23 protein-coding genes are annotated in these 22,170 nt (G+C 40.3%); 6 read left to right on the forward strand and 17 right to left on the reverse strand.

All coding sequences use genetic code 11. The features are described from left to right. Positions 1-6 precede the first annotated feature (6 nt). From ACQRBJ_RS08815 to ACQRBJ_RS08850, 8 genes are all read right to left on the reverse strand, one after another. Positions 7-645 (reverse strand): vWA domain-containing protein, encoded by a 639-nt coding sequence (locus tag ACQRBJ_RS08815; RefSeq protein WP_118191599.1) that lies wholly within the window; start codon positions 643-645, stop codon positions 7-9. A gap of 63 nt (positions 646-708) precedes the next feature. Then, positions 709-1,347: a vWA domain-containing protein gene (locus tag ACQRBJ_RS08820; RefSeq protein ID WP_445303377.1), complete on the reverse strand. Its 639-nt coding sequence runs from the start codon at positions 1,345-1,347 to the stop codon at positions 709-711. Positions 1,348-1,352: 5 nt separating this feature from the next. Continuing rightward, positions 1,353-1,910, reverse strand: coding sequence for an energy transducer TonB (locus ACQRBJ_RS08825; RefSeq protein ID WP_445303378.1), 558 nt, complete (start codon positions 1,908-1,910; stop codon positions 1,353-1,355). 7 nt (positions 1,911-1,917) lie between these two features. After that, entirely contained in the window at positions 1,918-2,583 is a 666-nt protein-coding gene (locus ACQRBJ_RS08830; RefSeq protein ID WP_089543856.1) for a TerD family protein, read from the reverse strand. Positions 2,584-2,602: 19 nt separating this feature from the next. After that, on the reverse strand, positions 2,603-3,244 hold the full coding sequence (locus tag ACQRBJ_RS08835; protein ID WP_445303379.1) for a stress protein: 642 nt from the start codon (positions 3,242-3,244) through the stop codon (positions 2,603-2,605). Positions 3,245-3,246: 2 nt separating this feature from the next. After that, positions 3,247-3,888: a TerD family protein gene (locus ACQRBJ_RS08840; protein WP_089543820.1), complete on the reverse strand. Its 642-nt coding sequence runs from the start codon at positions 3,886-3,888 to the stop codon at positions 3,247-3,249. Positions 3,889-3,894: 6 nt separating this feature from the next. Further along, positions 3,895-4,467, reverse strand: coding sequence for a TerD family protein (locus tag ACQRBJ_RS08845; RefSeq protein WP_089543821.1), 573 nt, complete (start codon positions 4,465-4,467; stop codon positions 3,895-3,897). A 132-nt stretch (positions 4,468-4,599) separates the two neighbouring features. Continuing rightward, positions 4,600-6,090 carry a hypothetical protein gene (locus tag ACQRBJ_RS08850; protein ID WP_445303380.1) on the reverse strand — a complete coding sequence of 497 codons (1,491 nt, stop codon included), beginning with the start codon at positions 6,088-6,090 and terminating at the stop codon, positions 4,600-4,602. A gap of 622 nt (positions 6,091-6,712) precedes the next feature. Here ACQRBJ_RS08850 and ACQRBJ_RS08855 point away from each other — a divergent pair. Beyond that, positions 6,713-6,964, forward strand: a complete 252-nt coding sequence (locus ACQRBJ_RS08855; RefSeq protein ID WP_441934459.1) for a hypothetical protein — start codon at positions 6,713-6,715, stop codon at positions 6,962-6,964. Positions 6,965-7,170: 206 nt separating this feature from the next. Here ACQRBJ_RS08855 and ACQRBJ_RS08860 read toward each other — a convergent pair whose 3' ends face one another. Continuing rightward, positions 7,171-7,818 carry a DUF4276 family protein gene (locus ACQRBJ_RS08860; protein WP_445303381.1) on the reverse strand — a complete coding sequence of 216 codons (648 nt, stop codon included), beginning with the start codon at positions 7,816-7,818 and terminating at the stop codon, positions 7,171-7,173. Further along, positions 7,815-8,882, reverse strand: a complete 1,068-nt coding sequence (locus ACQRBJ_RS08865; protein WP_445303382.1) for an AAA family ATPase — start codon at positions 8,880-8,882, stop codon at positions 7,815-7,817. Before ACQRBJ_RS08865 ends, ACQRBJ_RS08860 begins: the two co-directional genes overlap by 4 nt. A 540-nt stretch (positions 8,883-9,422) precedes the next feature. On the opposite strand from ACQRBJ_RS08865, the gene ACQRBJ_RS08870 reads away from it, so the two are divergent. Next, positions 9,423-9,752: a DUF6078 family protein gene (locus tag ACQRBJ_RS08870; protein ID WP_441935436.1), complete on the forward strand. Its 330-nt coding sequence runs from the start codon at positions 9,423-9,425 to the stop codon at positions 9,750-9,752. Between the two features lie 314 nt (positions 9,753-10,066). Next, positions 10,067-10,255: a DUF3874 domain-containing protein gene (locus ACQRBJ_RS08875; RefSeq protein ID WP_441932857.1), complete on the forward strand. Its 189-nt coding sequence runs from the start codon at positions 10,067-10,069 to the stop codon at positions 10,253-10,255. A gap of 333 nt (positions 10,256-10,588) precedes the next feature. On the opposite strand, the gene nhaD is transcribed toward ACQRBJ_RS08875, so the two are convergent. Beyond that, the gene (nhaD, locus tag ACQRBJ_RS08880; protein WP_295347651.1) at positions 10,589-11,959 is read right to left on the reverse strand and encodes a sodium:proton antiporter NhaD; all 1,371 of its coding nucleotides are present in this window, start codon (positions 11,957-11,959) and stop codon (positions 10,589-10,591) included. Positions 11,960-12,197: 238 nt separating this feature from the next. Here nhaD and ACQRBJ_RS08885 point away from each other — a divergent pair, with 238 nt between their 5' ends. Beyond that, entirely contained in the window at positions 12,198-13,115 is a 918-nt protein-coding gene (locus ACQRBJ_RS08885) for a hypothetical protein (protein ID WP_445303383.1), read from the forward strand. 74 nt (positions 13,116-13,189) lie between these two features. Here the strand turns inward: ACQRBJ_RS08885 and ACQRBJ_RS08890 are convergent, their stop codons facing one another. The 3 genes from ACQRBJ_RS08890 to ACQRBJ_RS08900 form a co-directional block, all read right to left on the reverse strand. After that, positions 13,190-14,755 carry an AAA family ATPase gene (locus ACQRBJ_RS08890; RefSeq protein WP_445303384.1) on the reverse strand — a complete coding sequence of 522 codons (1,566 nt, stop codon included), beginning with the start codon at positions 14,753-14,755 and terminating at the stop codon, positions 13,190-13,192. Between the two features lie 213 nt (positions 14,756-14,968). Continuing rightward, positions 14,969-15,637, reverse strand: coding sequence for a hypothetical protein (locus ACQRBJ_RS08895; RefSeq protein ID WP_445303385.1), 669 nt, complete (start codon positions 15,635-15,637; stop codon positions 14,969-14,971). 25 nt (positions 15,638-15,662) lie between these two features. After that, positions 15,663-17,006, reverse strand: a complete 1,344-nt coding sequence (locus tag ACQRBJ_RS08900) for a PD-(D/E)XK nuclease family protein (protein WP_445303386.1) — start codon at positions 17,004-17,006, stop codon at positions 15,663-15,665. 277 nt (positions 17,007-17,283) lie between these two features. Between ACQRBJ_RS08900 and ACQRBJ_RS08905 the strand changes: the two genes are divergently transcribed. Beyond that, positions 17,284-18,192, forward strand: coding sequence for a helix-turn-helix transcriptional regulator (locus ACQRBJ_RS08905; protein ID WP_445303387.1), 909 nt, complete (start codon positions 17,284-17,286; stop codon positions 18,190-18,192). A 121-nt stretch (positions 18,193-18,313) separates the two neighbouring features. Here ACQRBJ_RS08905 and ACQRBJ_RS08910 read toward each other — a convergent pair whose 3' ends face one another. Then, complete coding sequence (locus ACQRBJ_RS08910; RefSeq protein WP_445303388.1) at positions 18,314-19,987, reverse strand: ATP-binding protein; 1,674 nt, start codon at positions 19,985-19,987, stop codon at positions 18,314-18,316. A gap of 236 nt (positions 19,988-20,223) precedes the next feature. Here ACQRBJ_RS08910 and ACQRBJ_RS08915 point away from each other — a divergent pair, with 236 nt between their 5' ends. Continuing rightward, complete coding sequence (locus tag ACQRBJ_RS08915; RefSeq protein WP_295347648.1) at positions 20,224-21,357, forward strand: AAA family ATPase; 1,134 nt, start codon at positions 20,224-20,226, stop codon at positions 21,355-21,357. 174 nt (positions 21,358-21,531) lie between these two features. Here ACQRBJ_RS08915 and ACQRBJ_RS08920 read toward each other — a convergent pair whose 3' ends face one another. Further along, complete coding sequence (locus ACQRBJ_RS08920) at positions 21,532-21,690, reverse strand: hypothetical protein (protein ID WP_349225796.1); 159 nt, start codon at positions 21,688-21,690, stop codon at positions 21,532-21,534. Positions 21,691-21,780: 90 nt separating this feature from the next. Then, positions 21,781-22,107 (reverse strand): helix-turn-helix domain-containing protein, encoded by a 327-nt coding sequence (locus ACQRBJ_RS08925; protein ID WP_445303422.1) that lies wholly within the window; start codon positions 22,105-22,107, stop codon positions 21,781-21,783. Between the last annotated feature and the right edge of the window lie 63 nt (positions 22,108-22,170).

Raw genomic sequence — 22,170 nt, forward strand, 5'->3', positions numbered from 1 at the left:
ATCACTTTACACCACTAAGTTTACTTCTGTTGGAGGTGCAGGCAGTTCTACCTGGTCTGTAACTCCCATCGTCTTACCACCTCCTATGATATTGATTGATACCCATTGGAAGAACTTCTTGAATGTATTACTATCCATTGTGTCAAGTGTAAAGACATTGTTAGTAAGCTTCTTCAAAGGTTCTGTTTTTGCCTTAGGTCCTGCAGCACAAGCCACAATATTTGTGAACTGATGTGCTTTGACCTTTGGTATCACATTATCGTATGCCAACAAATCCGAAGGTTTTCCATCTGTCAAGATAAACAATAATGGCATCCAATCGCCTTTTTGCTCTTTAGATCCCATATTCACCTCTGCATCATATCGTTGACACAACAATTCCAAAGCAGCTCCCATGTGAGTCGGTCCAGCTTCAGGACAAGCAATCTCTGGCAACTGAAGGTTTTCCAATTCAGTCAAAGGAAGAATTTGCTTGACATCCTTATCGTATGTTATAATACTGATACAAGCCGTTTCCAAAGCGTATGGATCCAATCGCAAAGATGCTATCATATCCGACAGTCCCACCTTCACAGACTCTATAGGTTCACCTTTCATGGAACCAGAAGTATCTATCAATATATAAACAGGTAATCTTCTACTCATAATTTGTTTAAAGATTAAATTATAGATGATGCTCTTACTAAAGAGCACCATCCTTAATAAAATTTATACTACGATATTAACCTCTGGTGGTGGAGGTGGCAACTCACTCATTGTTGTAGCTTCGCAAGCAGTATCCTCAACAGATTTACTACTTGTACTGATTGAAGCTGAGACCCATTTGAAGAAAGCCTTGATAGTCGCACTATCGGCAGTATCTAGCTGAACCACATTTTCTGTGATTTGCTTCAACGTATTGGTATTAGCACCTTGACCAGCAGCACAAGCTACAACCATACCACACTTACGCTTCTTGAATTCCTCAAGTCCCTTTGTAATAGAGTCGGTCGGTTCACCATCTGTCATAATGAAAACCAATGGTCGCCAATCTCCCTTTACCTCAGCTGTGGTCTTTGTAATCTCACTATCTATCTTCTGCGATAGTAGTTCCAACGCACCACCTAAGGCAGTACAACCGCCAGCATCAATGCCCGGCTGTTGGAATGCAGCCAATTCTGTTAATGGCGACACCTGCTGAGCAGTTGTATTAAAAGTGATAATACTGATGTACGCAGTCTCTAGCGCATAAGGATCACTTCTCAATGTGGAGATAAGCGTTTGAACGCCATTCTTCACTGCCTCAATGGGTTCACCATACATAGAACCCGATGTGTCAAGGAGTAGATATACTGGTAATCTTCTCATGTCATTTATAATTTAAATACTATAGGAATACTATATTTTACTCTTGCAGTTTTCCCTTCAGTCGTTAAAGCTGGTATCCATTTAGGCATACTCTTTACAACTCTTACTGCCTCTTCATCCAATAGAGGTGACACAGGAGTTTCTACTTGAATATTCTTCAATGTCCCGTCTGGTTCAACAGTAAATAAAACTATTACCCTGCCCTCTATTTTTTCTTTTATCGCATCAAACGGATAAATTACATTACTCTGAAGATAAGAAATTAGACCTTCAGTACCACCTGGAAATTCTGGCCATTTTGCCAATTTTACAAGTTTTTTGGATGGAACTCTCTTGGAGGTTGATCCCTTAGATTCTCCTACAATAACGTACTCTTTTCCATCTTTAATTATAACACCAACTTCATTTGAACTATTTTGGTTACGCTTTAGATGCGTCTTAACCTTTTGAGATGTTACTTTTGATTGATTTATATCTGAAGTTAATGCAATACAAGAAAGAGACGCATTAGGGAAGAGACTGTATGCGATGATAGCCAACAGTACTTTCTTTTTTACATCCATAGTCCTCTTATTTTGAATAATCTCTTGCCACACGAACAATGGTTTGTCCGATAGTTCTATCTTCAAACGCATCACCGATTGCTGCAAATTTCCATTCACCATTGCGTCGGTACAACTTACCCATTACAAGGGCACGCTTACCTACACATTCTGTCTTAGTCGCTACATTATATTGAGCAAACACTTGCTTAGGTGGTCTTTCAGGTGTACCCTCAAACATACGAATTGAAGCATATGGGATTCCTGAGAAATCACCACTATATTCATTGTTATTATATATGTTCAAAAAGAACACGATAGAATTCACGTTATAGCTGACACGATTCAAATCAACAGTAATAATTTCATTATCAAGACCATCATCTCCATTTTGATCACCTGTTAGGTCATCCCCTGTATGATGAAGAGCACGATCATTTGAATCCAACTTGCCTTGAGGTAGTTTGCCATTGAATTGATATAAAGGAGACCAAATATGGTCAACCACATTACCATTAGCATCAAACATCATACAACTAAGATCCAAATCAACATCTACAACAGATGTTGACAAACCAAAGAAAGTTTTCTTAATGATAGCTCCCCAGTTACAACCAACACAAAAGTTGGTCAATTTCGCACCAGTCTCTTTTTCAAGATTAATGCGTTGTCCTTTTTCAAGTTTTATTGCCATAATTCTCAAGTTTAAATAATTAATCTTTACTGCCAGGACTATAATTGAATCCCCATCCATATTGTTTGTCACAATCACGATGTCCATCATGAAATGTTACCAGTTTCTTCACGGTAATAGAATTATCACCAGCAAAATCTAGCTGGGCTATTGCACAGAACTTTTTGTCACTGTACTGTTGCCCCATTTTCACGATGACATCTTGATTGCCTGGAACTTTGACTTTTACAACAGCATTCGTTTCCGACCATTTAGCTACACCTTCATAAATAAAGGTATAAACTATAATACGCTTAATTTCATTGATACCTACAGGATTCACAAGAATGATTTCTCCAGAAGAAGCACCACCTCCACGGTCATCGCCTTGATGCCATATATAAGGAACCATATCATAGCAGCCTTGTCGAGTCACATGATGACGGTCGCCTCCTCTACCATGAGAGAATTGCAAACCATCTATCAGCATCTTCTTACCATTACGCAACTCATAATAACAGCCTAAATCCAGATCAATGGCATTGCCAAAGAGATTATTGAAAAATCCCCCTTTACTCCAGTCAAGATTGATAACTATCTCATCTGCAAAAGGCTTGCCCGCTGTAGGCTTTTCCAAATTAATGCGATGAGTATCACCGCTCTTTTCTAGAATGATTGCCATAATTACATAAATTTAGAAGCATACTTTCTGCAAATAGGTTCTAGTCCATCTTTATGAGCCTCACCTACTGCCTGGAATTTCCATTCAGAACCACGACGATATAAACGACCAAATTCAACACCTTTATCGGTAGAGAAGTCTTCATCCAAATCATAACGGCAAATAACCTCTCCATTTATTGCATTTTTTATCTGAATATATGCATCACGGACCTGACCAAAATTATACTTCATTCGTGGAGCATTCACAGGGTCATTTGCATCTGATGGACTCCAATAGATACTTGCTGTAAAAAGGATTTCTTGCACCTTAGCCGAAGTTTTTGTCAAATCCACTTCTATTTCCTCATTTCCCTCACCAGTATCATCGTCATCATCACCTAAATCGTCAACGGAGCCAAGGACACTTTTATCCACAGAACACGGACGTACTTCCCCATTTACTTCTATAGTATTTGGTGAACCATAGAATACGAAATCATATTCATTTTCTATCTGCCCATTGCTACCCAACAGGAAAGTAGATGCATCCAAATCATATGCAGGGTCTGCATTTGGATTCACCTTCCATCCCATCTCTACCTTCAAACGAGTCAAACCAGATTCGATTTCAACTCGTTGACCTTTAATCAAATTAATAGCCATAAGCGATTATGCAAATTGTTTAGCATATTTGTTTACGAGAGCCTGCAGACCACCTTTATTACCATTACCAATAGCCTCAAACTTCCATTCTCCATTATGACGATACAGACGACCAAACTCTACAGCTGTCTCTATAGAAAAGTCCTCATCCAAATCATAACGAGCTATCTCTGTATTTGTCTTTGCATCATAGATACGAATATAAGAATTTCGTACTTGACCAAAATTCTGGCGACGTTCATCAGCTTTATAAATAGTTGCAGTAAAGATTATCTCTTTAATGTTTTGACTAACCTTTGTCAAGTCAACATTCAGGGTTTCATCATCACCACCATCACTATTTCCACCAGTCAGATCATCGCCTGTAGATTCCACAGAGCCATCTGGAGCTTTCTGATTTCCATAGAATACAAAGAATTCCTGTTGTGGAATCTGACCATTCTCACCCAACATGAATGCAGAAGCATCCAAGTCGAAATCATAACCAGAACCCTCATTTGGATCCCAACCGAGTCCTACACCTACTAATGACAGCCCCTTATCCATACTAATGCGCTGTCCTTTTTCAAGATTGATCATATTCTCAAATATTTAAATTGTTATTATTATCTGTTTGATGGTGCAAAGCTAATCATTTTTCTCCACACCTTATTATATATGCAAACGTTGCAAGTCAACAAGAGTAAAATGTCTAACAAATAGGTTGCAACCTTACAAGGCTGAAATTTTCTGCCATTCGTCAGAATCTAATAAAGGTTTTATTCCCTCATCTATACCATCCTGATAAGTCATCAAATCTGCCGAGATTCTGACTCCATAGTTACCATACATATTACGCTGTATTATATAGTCTTCTGCATGGAACAAAACATCATTCAATTTCAATATCTGTTTTTTCAATAATGCAATCATTGGCGCACGAGTTGCATAATCCAAGATATTAGGAGCTTTATCAGCCTCACCGCCAAACTTCTTATAGATGATTTGATATTTCTTCATAATAGCAGCCATTCTTTTTTGATATCTTTCAAGTTGTTTGGCAGTTACAGGCTTATTAAAGTTGATACCTCCACTCATAGACTCCAACAAAAACAAAGCATATAATGCCTTTTCCCTTCTGTGGATTTTCTCCAACTTGACATCTGCCTCAGGAAAATAAATTTGCTCTTTTAAAGTATCAATGACAACAGAACTCTTCACACCCTTACGAAGCATTAGAATATCAAAGATCTGCTTATAAAAGCCACGGAAAATAAAACGGCCAGTTTCTTCTTGCAAATAATTCAGTCTTAAATTATGATAGTTCTCAGCCAACAAATCCAATATCTTACGAATTGTACCAAGAGCATCATCCTCTATTTCTACAAGCAAGAAATTCGACACCATTCTATCATTAACAAAAGATTCCCCAATCTTTATCATGAAAGAAGGATTTACTAGTCCAAACTCTTTCACATTCAATTTCGCAGCCAATAGGTCTTTACAAAAACGTTCTGTTGACAAGCTACGCAACTGCTTAATAATAACTTGCAGTCGTTCATAGCTTACCTTAGGATATAAGAAATCAGCAATCTGATACAAATCCGTTTCAGAAATACTTTGATAATGTTCCGCTATTTTTGGCAAATAGACAAAATCAAAACCCGCTAATCGTATCTCCGAACAGATCTCCCGGTAACTATTTTGGATTTGCTCATTGATTTTCTTATCAAATTCACTTTCAACATAGAGAATTTGAGTATCTTCAAATTTTATTTCAGATGTATCAATGGAAAGTACAGTTACCGAACTTCCCATATTGATAGTCATACAACAACGTAAAGCTAGAATCAGCAAAGCCTCTTCCCTTGCACAATAATTGTCAGACATTGCCGTTTGATTGAAATCACCAATCAAATCATGCTTAAGACTATCATCAGCCAAAAGAAGTTCGTTCAAAGCCGCCGCAAAAGTATAGGAGGCAGCAGCCACTTCATCTTCCTTCTTGATTCCATATTTCTCACGCAAAGAATCAAGAAAGATAATCTCTCTTGCATCAATGATACCATCAGCCTCTATCAAATCAGAAACTATTCTCATTATACTTGCACGTTCAGACTGCCTCATGCCTTTCCTATTTAATGACAGAGGCTCCCAACCTGCCAAATTATTATTAAGGTATATATACAAAGAAGCGCGGAGCCAGTCTGCTGCTCGTTCCACGCTATTAAGGCCTTCGCATTGCCCTGTCTGTCGAAACGAACAACGCTGGAAGCCCCACGCCGATGTAAGTATATAGTACCACCTATCAACTCATTGCTAAGTGCTATGAGCCAATAAGGGCTGTATATATGATACACCCCAAGGGGCGTCCCCGTTGCTTTGTTCTTGACAGACATTTGGAAGTTGCGAAGTTCTAATAGCGTCAAAACCAAAGCGTACAGTTACGCCTTTATGTATATATGTCCATCCCACCTTCGCCCAGTTGGAGCTTCCAGTAAGGATATGACTCCGCAAAAGTAACAATTATTATCGAATCTACAAAATTTTTAGCAATAAAGTTTCGAAAAAAGTTGTGTGAGGGGACACAATTGGGAAGAAGAAGAAGTCTTACTTGGCTAGCAACTTTAGATTTTGGGGAATGTTTCCACATACTTTCCTCATTTTCCACACCATCTACTTTTGGCACACAAAGCATAAACATCTGATAGTCAACTCATGTCATTTTTCATCTTCTTTTTGGCACGCTGATTGTGACTATGAATAGTGGGTTCGATAATGAATCCACAAAAAAGGAAATAAGTAAGTAACATTAATATAGTAACAATTAAAAAAAGATAAGATTATGAAGAAGTTTATGTTTGCAGCTATCGCAGCTATGGTAATGGTTTCAGTAAGCAACGTTTTTGCATCAAGCAGAATGGTAGGTAACGCAGAGGTAGCACCAGTTGATACCGTGGCTCCGGATGCTCCTTCAGATACAACAGAAGTTGGCACTCCTATCCAGCCACAGGCTACCACTGAGGATTCAACACAGCAGGAGACAACGCAGCTGCAGGAGGCTACAGAGACTGAGCAGCAGACAAATGCAGAGTAAAAGATAAAGAACAGTTCATTTTGCAGCGTTATTCATATAGTAGATTTAGTTTTTAAAGGTAATTAGACTTATTCAGGTTTCATGAGAAGTTGCATAGTTAGAAAATACAAGGTCGAACTTTAGGTTCAGTTTATGAAAAGTGAATCCTGCCGGCATCACAGCCAGCAGGATTCTTGCTTAATAGCCCCAGTAAAACTCGTCAAGTATCACTTCATCAATCGCTCTACCCATTCATTGAACAAAGGGCATTCCTCCCGAATCTTCTCTAAGCCAATGTCCATAGCAACACAAATGCCAACAACTACCTTATTATAATCAGGAATAGCAGCAATCAATCGTTTGGACGGAGCTGTCTCAGGACTATTGTTGATAAGCTCTGGTGATTGGAAAGCCTCTGCCGTGGCCTGCAACTCTGCATAATCAAACTCACTCTCCTCAAAACTGTTCAAGAATGCACTCACATCACTAAACAGCAATCCCTCAAACTCATGAAGTTGTATGTATGGAATGAAGCGGAAGCGATATTGCTCAGGAATATCATTCGCCATTCTATCTATCAAGAAATGAATACGCTCCGTCTTATCCACTATTTCCTTAGATTCTTCCCATCCAGGAAACCCGAACTGGTCTTTGATGCCATAGTAATCCACTAACATACTGACATAGACATCGCCTTCTTGGAGATGATTCAAGATTTGCTTTTTGATGGTAGCCCAAGGCACTATACCACCATGCGAGTGCTTGATGACAGGAGCTTCCACATAAATATCATGCTTAGCAAACTCCACTCCAAGCACTTCTGTACAAAACTCTTGTTCCGTAGGACCTTCACACACTATGATTAGTCGTTTCATCGTGGCTGACCTCCTTTCATAATATTTTGTTTCCACAAATCACCAAGTGTATAATCCTCAAGCCAATGTGCCAACTCTTCGCTATTCAGCCGATTGATAGTTGTACCATCTTCGTTCTGATTAACAGTCAAGACATCCTCTGGCTCAAAGTTACTGATTAGTTCAGCACTCTGAGTTGCAACGATAACTTGCGTGCCCTTTTGTGCCGCCATCTTAATCAAACCCGAAAGTTTTTCGATAGCCACAGGATGCAAACCAAGCTCTGGCTCATCAATGATGATAACTCGTGGTAACCATGGCTGCATAAAGAGCACGGTCAAGGCAATAAAGCGAATGGTTCCATCCGACAAGTCGGTCGGTCCGTAAATCATAGAGCTATACTTATCCTGCCATTGCAAGCGCACCATATCGGCTTCGGTTGGTTGGAAATAGAAGTCCGAGAAATAGGGAGCCACACTCTGAATGACACGGATAATGCGACGATAAGCCATCGGCTTCTCTCGCTGAATACGATAGAGGATAGCCGCCAGATTTTCACCATGTTCATACATACGATAAGCATCGTTCACGATATGGCTATCAGCCGTAAATGGAGAACGGCGACCTGTATCGTGGAAGTGAAACTTGCGGATTTGGGAGATATAATTAGATAAATCTTCCTCTTTATGGTCTTTTAAACTCGACTCGCTTTGATACTCCGTTATAACATTTTTCCTCACTAAATCTAAAGGACAAACATCATCATAACAACCAACAACTTCTCTTTCTACGATGAGTTTACCATCAGATTCCAATAACACCAAGTCATATTCACTCTTAGCTATTAGCAAGTTTACAGCTATACGATCGGTAACTTTTCTGCCTTGATAGAGTAATTTATCTACTCCACCAACTTGAGCGACATACGCCCCTAATCTCTTCTCATAGATGTTTCCTAACATTTCGAAAAGAGATAAGAAGTTACTCTTACCAGCTCCATTGGCACCAATCAAGAGATTGATAGGATGCAGTTGAACTGATAACTTTTTAAAAGACTTATATCCAAATATTCTTATCGAATCCATATTGTAGTTTCATTCAAATATAAAAGCAAAGATACACTTTTTAAGTGTATCTACCAAATAATTTATTCAAAACTTTTGTTTTACTCGCAAAATTAAGCTATATTTTCTATTATAAATTAAAAAAGTAACTACTCTGTCATCTTCATGATACCGTAGCCCTAGATGCACCTTCAGATACAGTAAAAGATAAGATATCATTTATCCTATCACCCAATCCTCTATGCTGAGCTGACTAAACTTGGATCAGTAAGGATTCGCTACGCGCATACGTATGAATATTTTTCTCGAAAAAAGTATCAAAGTCTCATTATTTATATAAAACCTAATGTTATATATCTAACATTCAGATGGTTTTTACAGAATGAGACTTCTCTAAAAATGAAGAGAGAAGTATCATAAATTAGCGAGAAGTATCATGATTTCTTGCTTGCATCGAAAAAAATGCTTTATGAAGTGATAATAATAGCATTTGCAAGGCAATAAACAGGATGCTTTTTCGTTTAGTAAAACAGAATGTTTTATTCTTAATGCTTAAGAAACATGGATGAAAAGGAATTACTGAAAAAGGCTTTCGAATACGGAAACGTTCCTAGCCTCATCACCTATTGTTTCACCGAACCATGTCCGATGAAAGACAAATGTATTCACTATCTATCCGGTCTCTACAAAAACGAGAAGACTGATAGAGGGGATGCCATTTTCCCAAATGCCCTGAAAAACAGAGAATGCAAGTACTTCGCTCCGCTGCGTGTCGTGAAAATGGCATGGGGATTCGACAAACTCTTTGCCGAAATGAAAGTGAAAGACGCTCCTGCACTGCGCGCCGAAATGAGAGACTACCTCGGCAGCAAAGGACAATACTACCGTTAGAAACTGGGACAACTGAAACTCCTGCCGGAACAACAGGCATATATCAAACAACTTTTCGCCAGATACGGATATAAAGATGTTGAATTCGAGCACTTCTCTGATGAGATTGACTTCACTAAAATCTAACCTTTCTAGAAGTGTCTAGTATTTCAGTTCTATAAAATGGAGAGTGTCTACTTTTACAGTTTATAAAGTATGTCAATACAAACTAGGAATAAGGTAAAAAACTGACAAGTAGGACTAGGAATAATGAACATAAGGAGGTCTGTCACAGCCCGTTAAGCGGTCTATATTTAGTTGACTACATAGACTACATAGAGAAAGAGGGTGAATATCTGACTGCTGCCGAGATTTTCAACTATCTGAAAAAGCAGATAGGTTCATCGCTCAAGGTAAACAGCCTGATGGGATTCGGCAGAAAACTGGCGAATATGAGTGAGTTAAAACATAAGAGATTTGCAGATGGTATGAAGTATCTTGTAAAGAAAAAAGTGAAACAATGAGACTTCTATGAGACTTTAATGAGACTTCCCGGCACCAAAACCGAGAAGTCTCATTCTTTTTATCTTATTATCTATCAAGTCTTTAAGCCGGTATTTTCAATAGAAAATGAGACTTTGAGACTTTTTCTCGATTTTTTTTCACGTAAAAGAGAAAGCCTACCTTATAAGCAAGTTCAGAAGTTAAAGGAGTTAAAGAAGTTATCACTCCCTACGGTCGTTCGGGAAGTTAAGAGACAATAGTCTTCTAGCGTAAAACTTAGAACATTTGTCCCTCTAACTTCTCCCTAACTTCCTAACTTCCCTTAACTTCCCCATATACGAAAGTTCTGTCCTTTAGATAGCATAAAGGAAGGTGCGGATGAACCAGTAGCAAACGATACCTGCGATGTAACCTACGAAAGCAATCCAGGAGATGTGCTTCATATACCAGCCGAAGGTAATCTTCTCCAAGCCCATTACTACCACACCAGCGGCACTACCGATAATCAGCATTGAACCTCCTACACCGGCACAGTAGGCCAGCAACTGCCAGAAGACACCATCCACAGCCATATCACCAGCGGCTGCCACAGGATACATTCCCATACATCCGGCTACCAGAGGCACATTGTCAACAATACTTGAAAGCACACCGATGATACCAGTTACGAGGTAATGGTTGCCATCGAATACGACGTTCAAGCCCTGACCCAAAGCAGTCAACACGCCAATCTCAGCCAGGCAGGATACTGCCATCAGGATACCGAGGAAGAAGAGGATGGTACTCATATCAACACGAGAAAGCAACTTGGTTACTCGCTTCTGAGTACCCTCAGCATCAGCTCCACGATGCAAACCGCGATAGAAAACTTCGGTAGCTGTCCAGAGAACGCCCAATACCAGGAGGATTCCTACGAATGGAGGCAAGTGGGTGATACTCTTGAAGATAGGAACGAAGATCAAACCGCCTACTCCCAACCAGAACACAGCCTTGCGCTGACCTTCGGTGAAATCGCTGACCGATGCATTCTGCTGGTCAGAAACCTTAGGCATCACGAGTTCGCCCTTCAACATGGTTTGAAGGATGAGGGCAGGAATCACCATGGAAACCACAGACGGGATGAAGATTTCGGCGATAACGCCGGCTGCAGTAATCAATCCCTTGTTCCAGAGCATGATGGTGGTAACGTCGCCGATTGGTGAGAAGGCACCACCCGAATTGGCTGCGATGATGACTAGGGATGCATAAACCATGCGGTCCTTGTGGTCGGTGACGAGCTTTCGGAGAATCATGATCATCACAATACTGGTGGTCAGATTGTCGAGGATAGCCGAGAGGATGAAGGTAAGGACAGCGATACGCCAGAGGAGCGCATGCTTCGACTTAGTCTTCATCACCTTGCGAACCCAGTTGAATCCGCCGTTCTGGTCAACTATTTCCACGATGGTCATTGCACCCATCAGGAAGAAGAGTGTTGTGGCGGTATCGCCCAGATGTTCCTGGATGATTCCGGTCACTTTCTCCACCATTCCAGCAGCGCCGCCTGTATAATCAGGGTGCATCAACTGGAGATACTGCATTGGATCCACCATGTAGAGGGTCCAACAACCTACCAACATCAACAGGGCAATTGCTGCCTTGTTTACCTTAGTCAAGCTTTCGGTGGCTATGAGTGCATAGCCGAGCACGAAAACGACAATAATAGAAATTGTAAGTGTAGTCATTACTTTTTATTTATTATTAGATATTCTTTCCTTTATGTATGATTTGGTACCCACAATTGCCAAACGGTTGCAAAGATACAAAAAGAAAAGCAATAACCACACGATTCCTTATTATAATTGTATGAAATCGCTTACTTACTTACAGTTTTAACCTAATAATAACTGATTTTCTTTGCGCATCTAACTGATTATTCTTACTTTTGCACATCATTAAGTAGTTTTTTAAAGCATCATCAATATGAAACATCATCATTATTTGAAATATCTGTTTGTGCTTCTCCTCTTCCTTCCTACCAGTCTCATGGCGCAGAACAAGGAAGAGAAGATTCCTGGACATATCACAAAAATACAGAAACTGGAGGATGTGAACGTAACAGGGAATCGTCCTCACTTCATCAGACTCAAGGGATATTATCGCAGTTACCAGACCAACGACTCTGTGATGAAATACTTCAACGACGGCATCGTGGAGTATTACATCAACCTGAAGAATGGAAAGACGGATCTCAATGCCTATTCCAAAAGAAATCTTCACAACAGCCGACTCGTTTCCGAAGACAAAAAGCGAGCATTCATGGTCAGCGACAAAGGAACCTTCCGACCTTGGCCGGAAGAGAAGACACTTATTGAGCAATATCGAAAGAAATATCAGTTGAAAGATTCACTGGGCTCTCAACTCGTCCTGCTCAATCAGCAGACAATAGGCAGTATTCAAACGGACAGCAGCCGGAATATCTGTCAGATAGAAATCAACCAGCTTCCTACCTACAAGAATCTGACGCACCAGCTTTTCGGTTATACCCAGACAGATATCTACGACCATGTGGTGGAAACCTATCAGATAAGTCCTGAAGATTACTATTCCTTCAAGGACCTGCTCTTCCAAAAATCTGACAACAGCTATCTTTTCTCTCACAAGAAAGACAAGCAGCAGCAACTTATCCATGTGATTACCGAGCTATATATCACGGAAAAGGAGTATGTAGAAAAGAAGCAATCCATCAAACCGGATTCTTCTACTCCCAAAGAATCAGCTGCCGCCATTACCGATTTCTGCATCAGAAACAAGATACCTTCCTTGCCTGAAGCAACAGAGCAGGAGATGCAGCAGCTGACTCCCTATAATCCTGCAAACATGAAAGAAATAAAGGAGTAAGGAAACTATACAAAAAAATCCGAAACAGATAGCTGATAACGCTTCTGTTTCGGATTATCTTTTCGTAATATTTCTTATTCTTCCCTGATTATCCAATCACCAATCGTACGCTGACTACTATCGAAATTTACACCTATTTTAAACAGGCGCTTACCATCTGCAGAATATGGAATCAGATATCCCTTTTCATCAATCTGTCTGATAGCTTCTTCAGCAGAACCATCATACTTCAGTTCAAAAACAAACACGGCATCAGACATATACACCACGGCATCAGCCCTGCCTATCGCACTGTTCTCCTCTACCCTCATGTAGGCACCCATCAGGTTGAAGATCAGATAGAACACCGTCTGGAAATCCCGTTCGTTCTTATTACTCAAGCGGTTGGAGATACTGGCAAGATAGGCCTTCAGGCGCACCATCGCTCCCTCAACATCAGCATCATAGAGCTTTTCCAGGAAATCACCTACCAGACTATTATTATCCAAAGATATTGGTGAAAGATAGTTGGGCGCAAGACTCTTGAGCATCCCCGTCTTAACCTCCTTGTTAGGATATTCCAGCGTATAACGATGCAATATCGGATTATACTTCTTGATGGTGAGGTAACCGCTCTGATAGAGCAGCGGAAGTGCAGAGGTCACCAGTTCGGGCGAAACATCAAAGTCATCTATATCACATGACTTTTTCTCTATATCCATCACGCTGACATGGTACTTCTGCAACGTTTTGATAAGATAAGTTGGCGTTCCAGAACCAAACCAGTAAGGGGCAATTTTTTGGGCGTTCAAGGCCTTTACCAAACTGAACGGATTAAAGACATCCTCTGATTTCTCACTGAAATGATAGCCGTCATAGTATCTTGTCAACTCAGCCAGACATTCCTCGTACGTCATGCCAAGAGCTTCACCAAGAGCCTCTATATCCGGTTTCATCTGCGTACAAAGTTCAGCCTTACTGATACCACAGATAGCCGAATACTGGTCGAACATGCTGATATTATCGAGGTTGTTGAGTTCGCTGAAGATACTGAGCTGAGAGAACTTAGTAATACCCGTAATGAAGGTAAACTCCAGATATGGGTCGAGCTTTTTCAGAGGACTGTAGAAGTTCTGCATAATGAGACGCAACTGCTTGAGTACATCCCTCTCATGCACAACATCCAGCAATGGGGCATCATATTCATCAATAATGACAACCACCTTTTCGCCCGTCTGTTCGTAAGCTCGCTTTACGATTCCATCCAATCGGTCGTTTGGATACAATTCATCATCATCCCTGCCATAGAGCTTCTCGTATGGTTTCAGCTGCAAGTCGAGATAATGCTTCAAGCCTTCCTCATCAAAATGCTTGGCACCGCTCAGGTCGAAGTGGAGCACAGGATGCTTCACCCAATCTTTCTCGTAATCAGCAATGGCCAATCCCTCGAAAAGTTCCTTTCTTCCCGCAAAATAAGCCTGGAGGGTAGAGGCAAAGAGCGACTTACCGAATCGTCTTGGACGACTCAGAAAGACATACGACATCTGCTTTTCCCTGAAATCCACGATATATTTGGTCTTATCTATATAGAGATAGCCATTCTCGCGGATTTTTTCAAATGTCTGAATTCCTACAGGATATTTATTTACTATTTTTGCCATATTCCTACATGCTTTACGTTTTGCGCTGCTAAGTTACGAAGAAAATCTGAATTAGCCAAGCTTATTCTAAAAATTATCAGGAAAAGAAGCCCAAAAACGAAGTTAGCTTCATCAGACATCGAAAGTAGTTTCGGTGTCTGATGAAACTACTTTCGATGCTTGATGAAGCTAATATACTTACGGAGGGAATTCTTCCTTCATCAACGTTTCCTTTTATTGCTCTGAAGATATAGAAGCAAACAAAGTTACTTTTTGCGAAGTTGCTACTCTGTATGTCCAGTAGAGGCTGCTCTCTTCGGGGAAAGCATCCATGTATTCATTGAGAGAAGCCAAATGCTTGGATAGAGTCTTCTCATCATACTTACCTACTGTAAACGACAGAAGATATTTGCCATTGTCTTTTAGATTGACTGGCTTTAGATGGCTGATAGCCTCAGCTATGTCGTCTTGATATTCATACGAATAGACAGATACCACATTCTTTCCTCTGATGATATCAGAGAAACTTCTGAAATCAAAGCCTACCATACCATGAATCTCCACATTCTCCTTATACATCTGCAAGAAGTGCTTCAACTCCATGTATGGATTACAGCCTGGATTTTGCTGAAAAGACAAGATAGAGTCGATATCAGATTCATCCTTGATGCTTAGTTCCGGAGTCATTTTTACGACTACATTCTTTCTGGCACGTTCGTGGTTCTCCAATACCTGATGAACATGTTCTGCTCCTTCGGCAGTAGATACCACTACCATATTGATAAGTGTGCAAGAACGGTTCTCGATGGAATATATTCCATCTGAGCGAAGCTGATTGATAGCTTGCTGACTAACATCGTCAGCAGCTATCAGCAGCAATGAATCAAATGCGATTTCTTTCATAAGATTGATGCTTGGTTGTTATAAACTACAGCTTGTCTATGATACCATTATTTTTCAGAATTTCAAAACGGGTTCTCATAAAATCAAGCATCTTGCCATTGCGCATATCAGCCAAAGTCTGAAGGTCATCCCAATCATACCAGTTCTTCTTCCATTCTCTATTCTCGTCAGTTAAATACGAAAATCCCCAAGGGAAATCTTTCCATTGACCTTCTGAAAGTTGAGATGGTTCTTTCTCTTGTGAAAACTTAGGATACTCGTCATCTGGATTACCTGATTCTATCTTAAATTTATGTTTCAGCTCTTCCAGATTAGAATAGTCCCCATTAATAATAGACAATCCATATAACATTCCACCTTTCTTTGAATTTGGTCGTGAGAAATTTCCAACCACAAATCCTACTTGTGATTGATGTCTCTTCTTACCTACGAAAATCATCCAACCATAATCACTATTCCATGTAGCGATATTACCATCATATTGTTCACGAAGCTCAAGACCGTATTCCCCTGCCAATTTTTCAAGCTGATTGCAGAAGTCTCTTCTGATTTTCTCTTTTATTTTTTGTCCATCACGTAAGATACCAAGTGTTACATCTACATTTTCTTCAGAAAGTAACAAATTCAATAATTCTTTTTGATAATTTTCTTCCATAATATGTCTTGTATCTTTTATAAAAGTTATGTATTGCTTAATCACTTCATGAATGCGAGGGCATCCTTTTGATATATCCAAGCACTTCTCAAGCCAAGATAAGATATTTGGCTTATTATCATACTTGTCATAACTCAGCGGATAACAGGTTATTTTATTGGGACCCGTAGAATACTCAGAAGCATCTTGACCAGACGGAGTGAGATATATCAAGATAAAATTATCCTTATATTCTTTTTTTCCGAAATTATGATATCGCTCAAGTTGTCTTGGTTGTTCGTGAGCAGGATTGCCATATCTATCAAACTTGTTTTCAATGATGATAGCATGCCCTTTCTCATCATATAGAAAAATGTCAATCTCTCCACCTGTAGATTCTCCATCTTTCTCTGATATTTTTACTTCACCAATGTATTTGTCTTTATATTCAACATGACTTGAATTGACATCATATTGAAAATCAGGCTTCAATTTTTTCACAACCTTATCCAGGAAAGCCTCCAAGAAGCCTTTCCCTACTCCATGATTGGCATCCTTATCAAGCAGCATACGAAGAAAAGGAGTATGCAGATGTTCCTCAGGGCGTGTAAAATGCAAATTTTCAAAAACATTGAAATATTCGCCTTTTGCCTCACGCTCTTTCATCTCAGCCTTACTTTTCTGTAAGATAGGCTGAGCCTTTTGCAGCAATTGCTGTATAGCCTTTAAATCCATATTACTAAAATTTTAATTTCATTCTTTTCCTTATACTTATTCCACATTCTTATAATGTCTATATCAGAAAACGGAAAAGTCGGGAAGATATTATATAAAATTCATTTTTTTATTTTCAGTGCAAAAGTACAGAAGACATGGGTAAATTAGCTGCACAGGTTCATTTTATTTTCATAAAACGATGAAATAATTGAAATCTGCATGAAATAAATCTATCTTGTGCAACATATTTTCCTACTTTTCCGTTATCTTTGTACCCAAATAAAAGAAACAGAATATGGCTATCAATCAATTGAACAAATATGTCTGGCTCGTGGAAACCATCCATCGAGCCAGAAAAAGGGGCGGCATCACACTAAGAGAAATCCAAAGCAGATGGAAGGATTCTGATCTCAGCGAAGGAACGGAACTCTCTCGCCGTACCTTCATCAACAACCTCCATTCCATCGAGGAACTGTTTGAAATCAGCATCTGCTGTGGCAGCGGATACCGCTATTACATTGAGTATGGTGACTGCTTCGAGGAAGGAAGTGCCAGAAGCTGGATGCTCAATGCCTTCTCCCTCAATGCCATGGTTGGCAACAGTCACAAGCTCAAGAATCGTGTACTCCTGGAAGATATGCCTTCTGGCAGAAACTATCTGGAAGACATCATCAAGGCAATGCGTGACAACCGCGTCATCTCCATATTCTACTATAGCTTCAATACAGAGGAGTATCATGCATTTGATATTCATCCTTATTTCGTAAAGGCTTTCAAGAAGCGTTGGTATGTGGTGGCTTACAGTCCTGGCACAGATGACATCAGATGCTATGCGCTCGACCGTATGGAGAATGTCACCATCTCTGAAGAAACATTCAAATTGCCTGAGGATCTGGATCCTGCTGAATATTTCAAGGATTGCTTCGGCATCATCAACAACGAGGATTCTGAGGTGCAAAAGGTGGTACTCAAGGTGGATGCATTCCAAAGTAACTATATCCGCAACCTTCCTCTCCATACCTCACAAAAGGAAACGGAGCGCACAGATGAATATTCTATCTTTGAATACCATCTGAAGCCTGAATTCGATTTTGAACAGGAGATATTCTCCAACATGGATACCATGGAAGTATTGGAACCTCAATGGCTAAGGGAGGATATTGCCGAAAAATTGAGAAATCTCACCAAGAAATACCAAATTTAATCAATTAAGGAATAACAGATTTAATCTATCAAGAAATATCAGATACAATCATCTGAAACTAGGAGAAAAAGGCGGCAAATACATTTTTCGTATTTACCGCCTTTTCTTTATGGGTGATGCATCAGAACCCAACCTTTCTCTTGGGGGGTCTTCCTTCCAGCCTTTCACTATCGCAATACCCGACAAGAGATTTGAGCATATCCGCCGGTTTGCCATGCAAAATGGATTGGATGGTATAATGGCGGGCAATGTTCTCAATCTCTCCACCACTGAAATCATATCTGGCGGCAAGGAAAGAAGCATCAGCATCATTCAAAGATGGTATCATCGTTTGCCAAATCTGTAAACGACCATGCAAATCAGGCTTTTCGAACTTCACTTTATAAAGGAAACGACGCTCGAAGGCCTTGTCCATATTCTCGGCAAGATTGGTTGTGGCAATAAGAATGCCATCAAGCTGCTCTATCTCCTGAAGAATGATGTTCTGGATATTGTTCTCCAGTTTATCCACAGCCTTCTCTGCACCCACCATACGCTTGCCGATGATGGCATCAGCCTCATTGAAGAGCAGAATAGGAGTCTTTGCCGATTGTTTCACCATCTTTCTGTAATCATCAAAGATACCCTTGATGTTCTTTTCGCTCTCCCCTACCCACATACTCTTGATATCCGAGATGTTAACCTGGATAAGGTCACGACTCGTTTTCCTGGCTATCTGAAGAACCGTCTCCGTCTTTCCGGTACCTGGTGCACCATAGAATAGGCAGGCAAAGCCACTTCTGAAATTAGTTTCCTTCAAGCGGTCTCGGATACCCTGGAAATTCTTTTCATCCATAAGAGCTGCAAGTTCTTCTACCAGTTTACGTTCCTTGTCGTTGTAAAACAGCTGTTTAGGCTTGATACTCTCAAAGGATAATATGCCACCTTTAGGACGGGAGCCTCGCATAGCAGAAAAGTTCATCTCCGAAAAGAGCAGCTTCTTCGCACTGTCTGTAATCTTAAAGGATTCCCTGTCGGCAAAGCCGTCATCGTTGGTATATTCTATGAACTTTTTCTGCAAGAAACGATGATTGCCTTGGTTAAGGTCTCGCTTAGCCCATCGCCAGACCGACTCACCTTCCTCATAGATGAAATCCAAGTCATGGCAACGGATGTCATCATCGCCATCAATAACAAAGAGTGTACACAGCAAGATGAAAAGCGGAAAGTCTTTATCCTCCACATTTATATCATACAATGCCATTGCCTTGACAAAAGCCAGGTTGCTATTCTTGACAACCAGCGCTCTGAGTTTCTTTCTCAAAACCTGCTTGTTCAGTTTTTCGCAGCGGCATTTCGAGAAAAGTTCATCAAACTTATCAAACAGTTCTCTGGCTGTGAATTCATCCACATCCGAAGGAATATATCGTCGATTATGCTGGAATGCCTCCATCACCTCCATCGGGATGCTATAGCTGAGTCCTTCTATCCGATTCTGACAAACATATTCCTTATCGATAAGTTCCTGAGTTTCGTTGGAATATCTGAGCAATGTCAGGATTCTACAATCCAGGAATTCCGTCAAATCAGAAAACCGGATATGGGTATCATAACACCGGTCGGCAAAGAGGGCCATAATAACACTTGCTCGCTTGGAGATACACAGTTTATCAGAAACAAAAACAAGATACGGATCTGCTTTCTGATAAAACTCTTCTCCGAGAGAAGACCCTTTTGCCTTTTCTACGATTATTTCGAAGGCCTGGAGCAAGTCTATCGGCTCCACATCTGTTTTATCTGATATTTGCTTAACCATCATCATACAACATTAATACATTCTTTTTTGGATGCAAAATTAAGTTGTACCTATGAAAGTTGGTTTCACAGATTGAGAAATTTTTCTTCTGCGTAGTATTTTTGATGGATAAGCACTGTCAAAATGCAAGTTTTAAAAATTATTAGGAAAAAAAGTGGCGATAGTTACATAAAAAAGTCGTATCTTTGCATTACATAAAACATGTAACACAAAACATGGAATAGATATAAAACATTATGGAACAGCTGAATAATCCATTTGTTATCTACGGATATAAGGGAGCAGAATACTTCTGCGACCGCAAGAAAGAGACGGAAGTCATCATGAAGGCTTTGCAGAATGAGCGCAACATCGTCCTCATCTCTCCTCGACGCATCGGAAAGACGGGACTCATACACCATGTCTTTGAGAACATCAGCAAGCAGGAGCCTGAGACGCATTGTTTCTATCTCGACATCAATGCCACAAGAAATCTGAGCCAATTCATCCAATTATTGGCAAAGACGGTTATCGGGAAGGTTGATACTTTCTCGCAAACTGCCATGCGCAAGATTACCACTTTCTTTGCCGGCTACAAGCCTACGATGTCGTTTGATGAAATGACGGGAATCCCTACGTTCTCGATTACGGTTTCGCCAAGCCAGCACGAAGATTCCCTTACACATATCTTCGAGTATCTGAAACAATCGGAGAAACGAATCTATATTGCCATCGATGAGTTCCAGCAGATAGCCGAATATCCCGAAGATGGCACAGAGGCCCTGCTACGCTCCTACATCCAGTTTTTGCCGAATGTATATTTCATCTTTGCAGGCAGCAAGCAGCACATGATGACCGATATGTTCCTGTCGGCAAAGCGACCATTCTATCAGAGTTCGCAAATTCTCAATCTTCCCCTCATCAACCAGGATGAGTATCATCGTTTTGCCAACAGATGGATGGGAACCCGGAATCTGACCATGGATCATGATACCTTTGCCTATCTATATAATAAGGTGGATGGTCAAACCTGGTATATTCAGGATATTCTGAACCGACTCTATCAGAACGGAAAGGAAATTACGACAGCGGAAATTGATGATGTAACCCTGGAATTAGTGAACGAGCAGGAAGTGGCATTCGTGAATTACTACGATTCCCTTACAGACAATCAGGCTGCCCTTCTATCTGCCATTGCCCAGGATAAGGCTGTCACCTCCATTCTTTCACAGGATTTCATCAGCCGCCACAACTTGCCTGCTGCCAGCAGCGTGAGTCTTGCTCTCAAGACGCTGATCAATAGAGAATTCATCTACAAGTACAATGGCAGCTATATCATCTACGACCGCTTCTTCGGGATGTGGTTGAGGAAGAACTGCGTTGGAAATTAATCATTGCAAAAAAAATCCGAAACAGATAGCTGCCATTACTTCTGTTTCGGATTATCTTTTCGTATTCTTTTTCTTTCTTTTCCTTTCTTATTCTTCCTTAAAACATCGCCCAAGCATATACTAAACTTTATCAGGAATCTCTTCCCCCATCAACGCCAAATGATATGAAATCGCTTACTTACGGATTTCTTCCAAAACCCGTTCTATTTTGCGTATCCAGTGCTCATCGATTTCCACTTTTTCGGCATAAGACTTGAAGTTCATCACCACGTCTTCCACTTCTTCTATGATATTAGAAGCATTTCTGATATCCTGTTTTTGTGCAAAAAGCATCAAATCCTGCTTCGTTATATTCTTTCGCTTGCCAAGAACCGTAAGTTCATGGTTACGATAGAAATGTGAATCAGGATTACCTGCACAACATTATCTTTCATGTCTTACCCTTTCCTTCTTTTCATTCATTTTCTTCACTTGGCTAGGCAGAATTGGCAGCGGCGGCAAGAGTTTTTCAGCTTCCTGCAGGAATCCAATGCTCCTCAACAGAGAAAGAATAGTGCCAAAGCCTATGTTCTTAGCTTCGCCTTTTTCAAACTGGCTAATGGTGAAAATGCTCACACCAGCCTTTACAGCCACCTCTTTCTGAGTGAGATTGCTGAACAGACGATATTGCTTGAATCGTCCTCCTAATTCTGATATAATCTCAGAATTAGACTTTGCCTCTATACCATATTCCGTAATTATGCTGCAAATATAGTAATTTCTATATTTATCTCAAAACATCAGGTTAAATGTTTAAACTTTTTTAGTTGTTGC

It is taken from the genome of Prevotella sp. SGI.167, assembly GCF_050313615.1.
Lineage (GTDB): Bacteria > Bacteroidota > Bacteroidia > Bacteroidales > Bacteroidaceae > Prevotella.